Origin of the sequence: Salinivibrio siamensis, from assembly GCF_001996005.1 — a bacterium.
Classification (GTDB): Bacteria; Pseudomonadota; Gammaproteobacteria; order Enterobacterales; family Vibrionaceae; genus Salinivibrio; species Salinivibrio siamensis.
Map to the genome: position 1 here is coordinate 42,138 of NZ_MUFB01000023.1, position 12,273 is coordinate 54,410.

Annotated in this window: 10 protein-coding genes; all 10 read right to left on the reverse strand. The window is 42.2% G+C overall.

Annotation, left to right across the window (positions count from 1 at the left end):
* Positions 1 to 8: 8 nt before the first annotated feature.
* The gene (locus tag BZG73_RS12140; protein WP_077668437.1) at positions 9 to 1,955 is read right to left on the reverse strand and encodes a type VI secretion system Vgr family protein; all 1,947 of its coding nucleotides are present in this window, start codon (positions 1,953 to 1,955) and stop codon (positions 9 to 11) included.
* 124 nt (positions 1,956 to 2,079) lie between these two features.
* On the reverse strand, positions 2,080 to 2,598 hold the full coding sequence (hcp-2, locus tag BZG73_RS12145; RefSeq protein ID WP_077459225.1) for a type VI secretion system effector Hcp-2: 519 nt from the start codon (positions 2,596 to 2,598) through the stop codon (positions 2,080 to 2,082).
* A 231-nt stretch (positions 2,599 to 2,829) separates the two neighbouring features.
* The gene (locus BZG73_RS12150; RefSeq protein ID WP_235606062.1) at positions 2,830 to 3,582 is read right to left on the reverse strand and encodes a DUF2931 family protein; all 753 of its coding nucleotides are present in this window, start codon (positions 3,580 to 3,582) and stop codon (positions 2,830 to 2,832) included.
* Positions 3,583 to 3,721: 139 nt separating this feature from the next.
* Positions 3,722 to 4,477, reverse strand: coding sequence for a DUF2931 family protein (locus tag BZG73_RS12155; RefSeq protein ID WP_077668438.1), 756 nt, complete (start codon positions 4,475 to 4,477; stop codon positions 3,722 to 3,724).
* A 283-nt stretch (positions 4,478 to 4,760) separates the two neighbouring features.
* Complete coding sequence (locus BZG73_RS12160) at positions 4,761 to 5,810, reverse strand: SEL1-like repeat protein (RefSeq protein WP_077668439.1); 1,050 nt, start codon at positions 5,808 to 5,810, stop codon at positions 4,761 to 4,763.
* Positions 5,803 to 7,647 (reverse strand): hypothetical protein, encoded by a 1,845-nt coding sequence (locus BZG73_RS12165; protein WP_158075306.1) that lies wholly within the window; start codon positions 7,645 to 7,647, stop codon positions 5,803 to 5,805. Before BZG73_RS12165 ends, BZG73_RS12160 begins: the two co-directional genes overlap by 8 nt.
* A gap of 146 nt (positions 7,648 to 7,793) precedes the next feature.
* Positions 7,794 to 7,988: a hypothetical protein gene (locus tag BZG73_RS12170; protein WP_131826199.1), complete on the reverse strand. Its 195-nt coding sequence runs from the start codon at positions 7,986 to 7,988 to the stop codon at positions 7,794 to 7,796.
* A 231-nt stretch (positions 7,989 to 8,219) separates the two neighbouring features.
* Positions 8,220 to 9,335, reverse strand: a complete 1,116-nt coding sequence (locus BZG73_RS12175) for a hypothetical protein (protein ID WP_077668442.1) — start codon at positions 9,333 to 9,335, stop codon at positions 8,220 to 8,222.
* Positions 9,336 to 9,515: 180 nt separating this feature from the next.
* The gene (locus BZG73_RS12180) at positions 9,516 to 10,643 is read right to left on the reverse strand and encodes a hypothetical protein (protein ID WP_077668443.1); all 1,128 of its coding nucleotides are present in this window, start codon (positions 10,641 to 10,643) and stop codon (positions 9,516 to 9,518) included.
* A 180-nt stretch (positions 10,644 to 10,823) separates the two neighbouring features.
* Positions 10,824 to 11,948, reverse strand: a complete 1,125-nt coding sequence (locus BZG73_RS12185; RefSeq protein WP_077668444.1) for a hypothetical protein — start codon at positions 11,946 to 11,948, stop codon at positions 10,824 to 10,826.
* Positions 11,949 to 12,273: the final 325 nt, after the last annotated feature.

Sequence of the window (12,273 nt, forward strand, 5' to 3'; positions counted from 1 at the left end):
GAATATGATTAGGGCTTCTTCACTGCGCGTGGTAAGGCCGGTTGTTTACCCTGGTAACCCGATCCACTCCCCGCACTTCCACCTGCATTGAGATTTATCACAGGCCCTAATAAGTGCACGCCTGCAGCATCCACTTTCATGACGCTACCACCGGCCGATACGGTAATCTCTGTTCCAGCATCAAGCACGACATTTGTGCCCGCTTTTAGATGCACCTCACGTCCGGCGGTGGCCGCGAWACGGTTATTAATTTTTTCATGAATACCACCATCAACCTCAAAGGTGGCGTCCTTTTTCACTCGCTCTCTTGCTTGCTTATCGACGGTAACATGTTGGTTATTCGCCACTCTAGAAAAAGAATCATGGGCGGTTTTTTGGTGCTCATCATGCCTTATCTGAGTAATGACATCATTTTCCACATCGGATTGCCAATCACGCTGTGCATGCAAGTACACTTGCTCACTGTCCGATTGATCTTCGAATGTTAGCTCGTTATACCCTTCTCCTTGATGCGATTCACTGCGCCACACGGTTTTGGTTTTATCCGCAGGCAGCGTATAAGGGGGTATATTCGTTGCGTGATAAGTGCGTCCTGTGATAATCGGCTGATCTGGATCGTTATGTAAAAACGATACAATCACCTCATGCCCAATACGTGGAATAGCCATCATGCCATATTGGCTGCCTGCCCAGCCCTGAGAGACTCGGATCCAACAGCTACTCTGTTCGTCACCATTTGAATACCGATCCCATGGAAAATGCACTTTCACCCGACCATGCTCATCACAGAATATTTCTTCACCTTCGGGGCCGACGACAATACCGATAAGGGGGCCGTCCACCTGTGGCTTAGGGTGCGGGGTTGCCCGCCACGAGGTGGAGGCCGGAATCACGGTAAACTGATTATGATAAGTGGTAGCGCCAGAACAGCCTTCTTCTTCGACCGCTTGTGGCTGGGTGCCGTAATGCTGAACGCGCACCACTTGCCATTTTTGATTCATGGTACGGTCGAGATGATCTTGCATTTCAAATGCATGCCCCGCCTGTACAAGAAAATGATTACTTTTTCCGTCCGCGGTGACTTTATCACGCACCAGAAATTCTTGCCGTACCTGCGCTAGGTGTTTGCCTTGGGCATCATCTTTATATCTGCCTGGGAAATCATAAACCTCATAATCTTGGCGTTGATAATCGATGCCTGCCGTGTTTACTTGTTGCAAAAAACTATAACTCGGCTTTTTAAAGCTATAGTCTTTCATTGCCAACGACGAGGGAACAATGCGCGTGCGTTTTTCTATCGCACGGATATACGGCTCATCCACCACCGCCCCTGACTGCGCGTTGTGGGCAATCGGCTGCTCTAGAGCTGGGAGAGCGAAAGGTGAATCAGTAATGTATAAAAGCTGCTTTCCCTCTTTCCATAAAAAGCAGTAGATGAGCCCCTCTTCTGCGGCGATTCGATGGAAAAACGCCAGATCTGTTTCTCGATACTGAACACAAAATTCACGCTCAGCGTATTCTTTTGTCAGTCCGAAGCCGACATCCGTGATATCCATTTCCTGCAAAAGCACGGAAATGATTTGCGGAACCGTTTGATGCTGGAAAACACGGCTATTTTGACGTAGCGACAAGCGCTCAATATCGGGGACTAATTCAATATCATAGTAAGTGTGATGATGGCCAATATCCCCTTGAGAAAATTGACGCACAATGCCACTGACACGACGCTCACACTGCTCATTACGGTAGAGGGAAAGCGTTGCTTGGCAGTCCACCACTTGGTCTGGAGTAAGTGAGTGGTCACGACTCGCCAAAGCAATCGAATAACGAAACCCGTTGCAAGCTTGCTGATCGAACGCCGCAGCAGAGAGAGATTCATTGCCCTGATACTCTCTGACCACAAACGTGTCTGGCTCTAAGCCCTCGACGCTAAATTCAAAACGTAATTTCGCCATGATGTCTCCCGAATCTTGTTCCCGCAACAGTGAACACTTGTCTAGCACTCCTCAGACTAATGACTGAAGCACGCTAGACAAATGATGAAGCGTCGGCAACATGCCGACGCAACATAATGAGCCCTTAGGCTTCAATAGGCTTACGCCAATCGTCTGAACCTGACGTACCCGCGTTAACGTGATCCCAGGTGATCTTACGATAAGACATAGATACGGTGAGATTCTGAGTGAAATCAGATTTAGCCGGATCTTGGCAATGTGGCATTTCACAGTGGATGTCAACAATTGACGCACTCTCGAGTTTGGTAGTAAAGAAGTTTTCTTGCTTACCTTCAATCGACGTGCGGTACCATTTCAGCTCCACAGTAGACATTTTTTCGCCTGAAGACAGCGCGTTGTAAAGCAATGGAACCGCTTTATTCAATGCCACGGTAAACTTAAATGGCTTGTGAACACGTTGTCCTGATGGCTGACCAGACTGAGGATCAGTTGGAACAGTGACATTGTGATCAAACTGCTGTACCAGCATCTCATCTTCATGACCTTCAACGAATGCATCACCGATTGAATCAGCTGTGCAGGCACCGGCAGTGATCAAACCCTGGGTTTCACCTTCAATCGAGATATAACATGGCGTTGGCATAATCGCTCCTCTATTTTTTGATTTGAGTTTCAACAGCGACTCTTGCTGTCTAGCCCTACTAGCAAGCTAGATTCATGCCAACTTTTAATTCGTTATATATCAGACAGTTAATTATTTGCTGACCAATTTTTTGCACGCTTCAAGCAACTTCTTGCCAAGCCAAGCAAAAAGTTGCTTGGCATATCACTGAGCGTATACAAACCGCCGGAACGCACGTCGATCCACCCAAGCTTACTGCTCACTGAGCAATTCGACGGTGTCCGTGCTATACACTTTGCCAACTTTCTCCCATGGAATCGGGACAGTCGATACACCTGCATCGATTCCACGCTGTTTTGCTTTCTCTGGCTTAGATCCACGCCTATATACATCAGCCGTTGTACCATTTTGGTCACGGTCTTTCTCTCGTGCTGGCTCCAACTCTGCCAAATAGATAAGTTGATCACAGCCCATCAACCACACTTTGGCTTTGCCATTAGGCAGCATGCCAAAGAAAAATTCATTCCGAAAACAGTAACCTAAAGAACCATCATATCGCTCAAAGCTAACCCCTTTCGCCATTATTTCCTTAACCTTCTGAGGAAGATCATACTTAGTCACAAAAAACCGCATATTAATCAGTGAGGTCCAATATATATATATGCTATCTGGTAAGTGCTTATTCGCAGATCCCACCTGGCGTCCATTAACAGCGGTCAAAGATGATAAAGGAAAACCAAACCCATCATAATCAGGAAACACAGTACGGACATAATCTATGCGGCTTTTTCTCATCGATTGAGAGAGACCATGGATCGGCATTTTCCAGTCTTGCTCTTCATTTACACCATACGCTTGCGTGATTTTAATGGGATAAAATGAAGGCGTTACCACAGAAACCTGCCAAGGCTGTCCCGGTATAGGCTCAAGTTCTTCACATCCCATCAATAGCAACAATGACAACACAGTTGCTATTATGTTTTTGTACTTTGTTAGTTCAGGCAAAAAAAGAGCTCCTTCTGGGTTTTTCTCATCATTTTAATAGAGTTAACAAACCGCCCAGTGGGTGCTATTCACTCACTGGGCGATGAAAATTTAAAGTCTGTGATAAATCTATGAAGATATCTCTTCGAGCTACCCACCATTACTGCTCACTGAGTAATTCGACTGGATCTTGACTGTAGACTTTGCCAACTTTCTCCCATGGGATTGGATCAATGGCAACCCCTTCATCTTTTGCACGTTGATTAATGGTGTCAAAGTAGTAAGGTGATTCTCGATATCTTTCAGCCGTCACGCCATTCTGGTCACGATCTTTCTCTCGTGCTGGATCCAGTTCAGCCAAATAAATGAGCTGATCACAGCCCATTAGCCACACTTTAGCTTTGCCATTGGGCAGCATGCCAAAGAAAAATTCAGTCCGAAAACAGGAACCTAAAGAGCCATCATATCGCTCAAATGTTACTCCTTTCGACATTATTTCTTTTACTTTTTGAGGAAGGTCATACTTAGTCACAAAAAACCGAATATTAATCAATGAGGTCCAATATATATAGATGCTATCTGGTAAGTGTTTATTAGCGGAGCCCAGTTGGCGCCCACGTACACTAGTTAGTAATGATACAGGGAGTCCAAACCCATCATAATCAGGAAACACAGTGCGAACATTGGCTAATTCGCTTTTACTCATTGACAAGGAAAGCCCATGGAGCGGCATTGTCCAGTCTTGCTCTTCGTTCACGCCATACGCTTGCGTGATTTTAATGGGATAAAATGAAGGCATTACCACAGACACACGCCAAGGCTGTCCCGGTATAGGCTCAAGCTCTTCACATCCACTAATTAAAAGCAATGACAACACAGTTGCGATTATGTTTTTATACTTTGTTAGTGCAGACAAAGGTAGTTTTCCTTCTGGGCTTTATCCATCATTTCAATAGAGTAAACATACCGCCCAGCGAGTGTTGTATCACTCACCGACGGTAAATATTTAGAGTACACACTCAACACTTGGAAAAAGCTTTACACTTAAAACGAAGTATTGGTCTTAGCCAAACAGAAAATCGTCCTCTGTCGCAAGTGCTCTAGGTAGAGGAAAACGCCAGATCACTTTCGCGGTGCTGGACACAGTATTTTGACTATTACCGTAGACAAAGAGATATGAATTTTTTACATATAAAAATTCAAAGATTATCACTATAGCCCTTGAAGAATTCAACGGTTGTTTCATCGAGTTTTAAATCAGTGTGATATCCTGCGACATATTCTTTCGCCTCTTTTCGAATATTTTCAAGCTGTTTTTCTGTCACCTTTTCTCCGGTAACTTTATCATAATACTTATGCATTCCTATATTTCGATCATATTCGAAATCAAAGAAGTTAATAGCACGACATCTATCGTTATTTCCGAGAAGACTATCAGCAGCGCTACAATAGAAATACGCGCGTTTAGAAGTTTTTTCATCTTTCGAGCCTATACTATACGTCCTCTTAAGACGTATTAACCCTATAGATGCGCTATATAAAGCGTAAGAATTTCGTTCTTTTATTCCATTTTCTATCGTACTAATCGCTTTTCTGATTTCTTCATTCTCTTCAAGTATATGAAACAATTTATAGGATGCTACGCCATCGCCATCTGAAGCCATCTTTCCCAAATACTCAACTCTCTTTTCTTCATTAAAAAAAGACCAGAATGAGGAGTCATAAAAGAAAGCGAAACCTTTATTCTCATATAACTTTCTTGCTATTTTCCCATATCGGTAGTCGCTATATATTGGAATATACTGCCACCAACTAGGGTCATGATATAAAAGGGCATACATTGCCTTTCCATCACCTTCTTCGGCGAGTTTCTCCCAACCTTCTATTGCTTTATCAACCCATTTCTCGTCACACGGCCAGCCAAGATAATTACAATATGAGGTAGTCACCTTTGGCATATGAGTACCTGCAAGTGTCGCCATTGCCCAAGGATTACCAGCTTCAGCAGCTTTTAATAGGCTAAACCCTGCGCCTAGCGTTCCTGATGTTTTAAATTGTGTATAAGCTAACCAGTAAGAGGCTTTAGCGTTACCTTTATCAGAAAGCGCTCGGAATATTTCATTTGCAGCTTTATACTTTCCCTCGTTCAAAAGGGACAGCCCCTCGCTCAAATTTACTGCGTGAGAAGGTAAGGTTAAGAAACAAATAAGCAACATAAAAAAAACTTTTATCAATTTCATCTTATCCACCAATTATTCTCTTATATCCATGATGATTAATAGTATTCTTATTCTTCATATCATTCATGTGGACAGATGTATACTCAACAACTTCATGATATGCAGGAAGTGTAATTGACCTTTTGTAAGGAATCCAATTAGTTGTCATACTCCCTAACCTTTTAATAAGGTCATCCTTTTCATTAATAAAACGGGTCTTGAGCGTTTCGTCTGACAAAAAACCTACATTATTATAAGCCTGATGCCAAAAAGTAATTATCCTATCAATATTTTCCGCATAGCGTTGCCATTTCACCTCTTCGGGAAGCTCCATCTCAATCTCTTCTCCAACCCTTTGCATGACGTTCTCGAACTTTTTCTTGGCATTGTCACTTACCGGGTGGCTCTCTCCTCTTATCCATTCTAAAAGCTTGGTCATCGCAGCCACTTGGTTAAGGTTACGCTCAGCAGCTTCTGCATCGTTGCCCCAAAATACTAAATCATGATAGTGCAAAAGAACGGAAAAGAGTTTGGCGTAGGTCTCAGCTGGCATTTTCTTGATCCAGTCTCGCTGACCGGATGTCTCAACGTCACTATTAATGAAGTTCGCCACAAAGGGGGCGTTCGTCGCTTCCAATGCTCGCTGCTCCATGTCTCGAATAAGATGAAAAGGCAGCAGTGCAATTTGCGTCAGGGTAAGCTGATAGGCAACGGCAACTGTCAGTAGCCTGTTAAAAGCATAAAAGGCTTCACTACCGTCACTTTCATGGAATAGGCCAAAGCGACTAAAACTCGGGTGCTCCATCACATCTAACAGCCGTGAGATAAATTCATCGTAAGCAAGCGGGTCTAACTCAAACGCTAGCTTGCCAGAGAAACCCGCAAGAGACGCGGCGCCAAAGTCAAAACGAAAAATTAAGCGGCCATTATCTAAGGTACATTGCAAGATAAGTTTCGCTCCAACACCTAACTGCGCGGTGAGGCTCGTGGCGAGCTTAAACAACTGTTTCATGTCTGAGCTACCCACATTTTTCCATAAGCATGCAAGACTGACTTGTCCACCTACCTCTGCACCAGCAAAGGCCGACACCTCAGTCTTTGCACCCGCCTTAATATTTCGCAGTTTACTATCATCCGCGAGTCCTAGGTCTTTCTTGCTTTCCAAACGCGTTGCAATAAAGGTTTGAGATGTCCGCAGACCTGGCGCTCCTGTGGCAGCATCTTGACCAAATCCAATCTCATTCGAGTATTTTATGCTTGCCGCTAACATACCGTGCACAACCGCTTCAATGTCGAAGCGAATGTCTCCTAAGCTCACTTCACGACGCTCATTGTCAACGGTGTAATAAGGAACTTTCAGATCGTACATGTTTTCAGCTGGAATGGAGAATTTTGTCGCTAATTGGCCGCTGGCGAAATCAAGCGACGCCCCCAACTGCGTGTTCCTCACTAAGTTTAAGTTGACGCTTTCAGCTGCTGCCTGCGCTGAATACGTAAATCGCATAAATTGTGCGCCACCGCTAACGTCCATCCTAACGGTGTTGCCGAAAATCTCAGTTTGCTGGGTTCGCCACGGTAGCACATACTCATAGGCCTCATCTAAAGCGACCTCCCCCCCCACGTTAGCCAACGCAAACGTCGTTTTAGTTTCCGCATCATTCCCCAAGGCGTCTCTTAACGCGTCCTTGAAGGCCTCGGGCTTTATCACTCCTTGCCCTGTTGGTAGCGTGGGTTCATAAACTCGCGCACAACTTTGCTTATTCCTTGCGGGATCACTATCTATAACCGCACACGTTGAGCGTATATACATCGCTTCGTTTGGCTTAGAAGTGAGCGCACACTCAACAATTGTTGTATTCAACGCCATGGAGTCAGGCACAATTTGATTGTTCAAATTTTCTGGTGCCCAATCTTTGTGCTCATCCCAAAGCAATATGCGCTTTTTCTCTCGTACTTGCCCTATGAGGACCGAATCCTCCTGACCATCTAGAATAGACGATTGAGTTCCTCTTCTCAGCTTTCACTCCAAGGTATACCCCGTTGTAGTTTTAACATCACTTCATACATCTCATCATCAGGCCTCAGTGTACTTGATATGTAAGGATCATCGGCAATTTTATCAATATTCTCCTCAATGAAGTCTTTGAATAAAGGAATGTCATCTTCCGGGTTGATCGCCTTTTCTTTGCAACCGGTGAGGATACTCATCGATAAGCTTAAAAGTATAACTTGGATAATCGTTCTATGACGCATCATAGGGCTGTGTCCAACAGATAGTTTTTTCTAGGCTGACAGATACCATAACGTTTTAAAGCTAAGGAATGCTACCGCCCAGCGAGTGTTATAACACTCACTGGGTGGTGGACATTTAGTATGTCAAATCAAAACGGGAAAGATGTCTTGAAATTTTTAACGTACCACCCTCAATCGAACAGTAAGTCAGCCTCGCCCCCAGTTATCGATCCTAGTGAAGTAATCGATATAAATCATTGGCTTCATCTCAGCGACTTCTTTTTCTATATTACAGATACTTTCATCGTAGTCGTCTTTTTCTGGCCACTCATCGTCAAATCCAAAATATCGTTTACTCTTGAATTTCTTTTCATACAATAGTGCATGACAGTATTTTTCTTCTCCGCTCAACTCATTACTTCTATCTAGAGCAGTAGCCAAAAAGTAATACCGATCCCCTGACCTCTTCATTCGTTCAAAAAGCTGATTGTTATCAGCTTCATACACGGTTGATTCTGCCATTGCAGGAATATAATAGTTATTACTAGCAATATTGAAGAGTTTTACTCCTAGCTTCTCTAGCTCTTTAGATCGAAATTTACGACCTCTATGACTTGGTTCCATAAGTGTAGATGTGTAATCCATTAATGGCTTGTAGTAATGAGCCTCTGCAAACCGAATAACTTCTTTAATATATTCTTCACGTTTTTCTATCGACTTATCAAGGCCTTGGTCTTTTAACAAGAAGTACTGAGCGCGAAGATCGCCTTGTGCAGCAAGTTTTTTAAACCCCTCAACAGCTTTTTGGTAGATTTCCTCGGTACAGTATTTATTTTCATAAGAGGTATCTAAGCCAAGTTTTTTTGCTACTTTGTTGCCAAAATGTTCTGATGAAAGATAAGAAAGGCATAAGTTACTCTTATTAGATAACCAGTAGGTCGCATAAGAATTTCCTTTACTCATCAATTCAGTTAGTATCGCAGTAGCTTTACTTCGTTTATAAATTTCATCTATTTTTGTACGTGCATAGATTATTTTGGCATTTTCTACGCCCTTTTTCATCAGAGAGTCCAYCTCATCCCAAGTTGTTTGACTCCAATCACCACGCTGCAGCATTAGCATCAAGTCATACATCTCATCATCAGGCTTTACTGTACTCGATATATAGGGATCATCGGCAATTTTATCTATGTTCTCCTCAATGAAGTCTTTGAATAAAGGAATGTCATCTTCAGGGTTGATCGCCTTTTCTTTGCACCCGGAGAGGGTACTCATCGATAAGCTTAAAAGTATAACTTGGATAATCGTTTTATGACGCATCATAGGGCGGTGTCCAACAGATAGTGATTTTAGACCGACAGATAACATAACGTTTTAAAGCTAAGGAATGCTACCGCCCAGCGAGTGTTGTACCACTCACTGGGCGGGATATTTAGGATGTAAAATCAAAACGGGGAAGAAATCTTTAAGTTCGGAAAACTCCAGTATCAGCCGAACAGAAAATCAGCCTCTTCCCCAGTTATCGATCCTAGTGAAGTAATCGATATAAATCATTGGCTTCATCTCAGCGATTTCTTTTTCTATATTACAGATTCTTTCATCGTAATCATTTCTTCCAGGCCAATCACTATTAAAACTGAAAAGGATATTTTTCTGGTATATTTTTTCAAAAAGCAAAGCATGACAATACTTTTCCTTCTCACCCATTTCTTCACTCTTATCTTCAAACATCGCCCAAAAATAGTACTTTCCACCTAACATTTTCATTCGTTTGTATAATTTATTGTTATCGTCACTGTTCCTTTCATAGTACATCACCGCTCCCATGGCAGGAATATAATTATTGTTACTCGCAACCTTTAAAAGATCAAAAGCTAGTTTCTCCAGCTTTTCTGAGCGGAAAACAACCCCATCATTGGTTTGCTTTTGTAGTGAATCAATATAATCAATTAATGGCTTATAGTAATGAGCCTCTGAGAATCGAATGACTTCTTTAATATACTCTTCACGTTTTCCTACTGATTTATCAAGGCCTTTTTCTTTTAGCAAAAAGTACTGAGCGCGAAGGTCGCCTTCTGCAGCAAGTTTTTTAAACCCCTCAACAGCCTTTTGGTATATTTCCTCGGTACAGTATTTATTTTCGTAAGAGGTATCTAAACCGAGATCGTTCGCTACTTTATTACCAAGACTACGCGAACCTAAGTGTGCTCGGCAACGATAGCTTCTATTAGAAAGCCAATAAGCTGCATAAGGATCTCCCTCGCTCATTAGCTTCGCTAGACGAGATACTGCGACACTTTTTTCTGAGATATCATTCAATGTTAATCGCGAATATAGAATCGTTGCATGAGCATTCCCTTTCTCTATAAGGCGATTAAATCGATCTTCTTCTTCTTTGCTCCAAGGCGTTCCTCGTTGTAGGTCAAGCAACACATCATACATTTCATTTTCAGGACGAACTGTGCTGGATATATAAGGATCATCGGCAATTTTATCAATGTTCGCCTCAATGAAGTCTTTGAATAAAGGAATGTCATCTTCAGGGTTGATCGCCTTTTCTTTACAACCGGTGAGGATACTCATCGATAAGCTTAACAGTATAACTTGGATAATCGTTTTATGACGCATCATAGGGCTGTGTCCAGCGGATAGTTGTGTCTAGGCTGACAGATACCATAACGTTTAGCTAAGAAATGCTACCGCCCAGCGAGTGTTGTGTCACTCACTGGACGGTGAATATTTAGGATATCAAATCAAAACGGGAAAGAGGTCTTGAAATTTTTAACGTACCACCCTCAATCGAACAGTAAGTCAGCCTCGTCCCCAGTTATCGATCCTTGTGAAGAAATCGATATAAATCATCGGTTTCATCTCAGCGATTTCTTTTTCTATATTACAGATGCTTTCATCGTAATCACTTTTTTTAGGCCAGTCGCCATTAAAACTGAAAAGGATATTTTCCTGGTATACTTTATCAAAAAGAAAAGCGTGACAATACTTTTCCTTTCCATTCATTTCTTCACTCTTATCTTCAAACATCGCCCAAAAGTAATACTTTCCACCTAACATCTTCATTCGCTTGTATAATTTATTGTTATCTCCACTATTCCTTTCATAGTACATTACCGATCCCATGGCAGGAATATAATTATTATTACTCGCAATCTTTAAAAGAACAAAAGCTAGTTTCTCCAGCTTTTCTGAGCGGAAAACAACCCCATCATTGGTTTGCTTTTGTAATGAATCAATATAATCCATTAAYGGCTTATARTAATGATCYTCTGMGAATCGAATAACCTCATTAATATACTCTTCACGCTTTTCTACTGATTTATCAAGGCCTTTATCTTTTAATAAAAAGTACTGAGCGCGAAGATCGCCTTCCGCTGCGAGTTTTTTAAATCCCTCGACTGCTTTTTGGTAAATTTCCTCGGTACAGTATTTATTTTCATAAGAAGTATCTAAGCCAAGTTCTTTTGCTACTTTGTTGCCAAAATGTTCTGATGAAAGATAAGAAAGGCATAAGTTACTCTTATTAGATAACCAGTAAGTCGCATAAGGATTTCCTTTTCTCATCAATTCAGTCAGTATAGTAGTGGCTTCACTTCGTTTATAAATTTCATCTATTTTTGTACGTGCATAGATTATTTTGGCATTCTCTACGCCCTTTTTCATCAGAGAGTCCATCTCATCCCAAGTTGTTTGACTCCAATCACCACGCTGTAGCATTAGCATCAAGTCATACATCTCATCATCAGGCCTCAATGTACTTGATATGTAAGGATCATCGGCAACTTTATTAATGTTCTCCTCAATGAAGGCTTTGAATAAAGGAAGGTCATCTTCAGGGTTGATCGCCTTTTCTTTGCACCCGGAGAGGGTACTCATCGATAAGCTTAAAAGTATAACTTGGATAATCGTTTTATGACGCATCATAGGGCGGTGTCCAACAGATAGTGATTTTAGACCGACAGATAACATAACGTTTTAAAGCTAAGGAATGCTACCGCCCAGCGAGTGTTGTACCACTCACTGGGCGGGATATTTAGGATGTAAAATCAAAACGGGGAAGAAATCTTTAAGTTCGGAAAACTCCTATCCGTGTCGTTTTTAATCTACACGAATCCATTGGATAAAATACACCCCACTCTATTGATCTCGTCCGATACAAAAAAAGCGCCCGCAGGCGCTTTCATCGAGAGACTATCATATGACTTACTTTAGCAATGCCAACACCGCATTGACGCAAGCTTCGGATGAC

Bases quoted from the DNA above. Each gene is read 5' to 3' on its own strand.
- BZG73_RS12165 (WP_158075306.1), bottom strand. From the start codon at position 7,647: ATGGCGTTGAATACAACAATTGTTGAGTGTGCGCTCACTTCTAAGCCA.
- hcp-2 (WP_077459225.1), bottom strand. From the start codon at position 2,598: ATGCCAACGCCATGTTATATCTCGATTGAAGGTGAAACCCAGGGTTTG.
- BZG73_RS12180 (WP_077668443.1), bottom strand. From the start codon at position 10,643: ATGATGCGTCATAAAACGATTATCCAAGTTATACTGTTAAGCTTATCG.
- BZG73_RS12170 (WP_131826199.1), bottom strand. From the start codon at position 7,988: ATGAGTATCCTCACCGGTTGCAAAGAAAAGGCGATCAACCCGGAAGAT.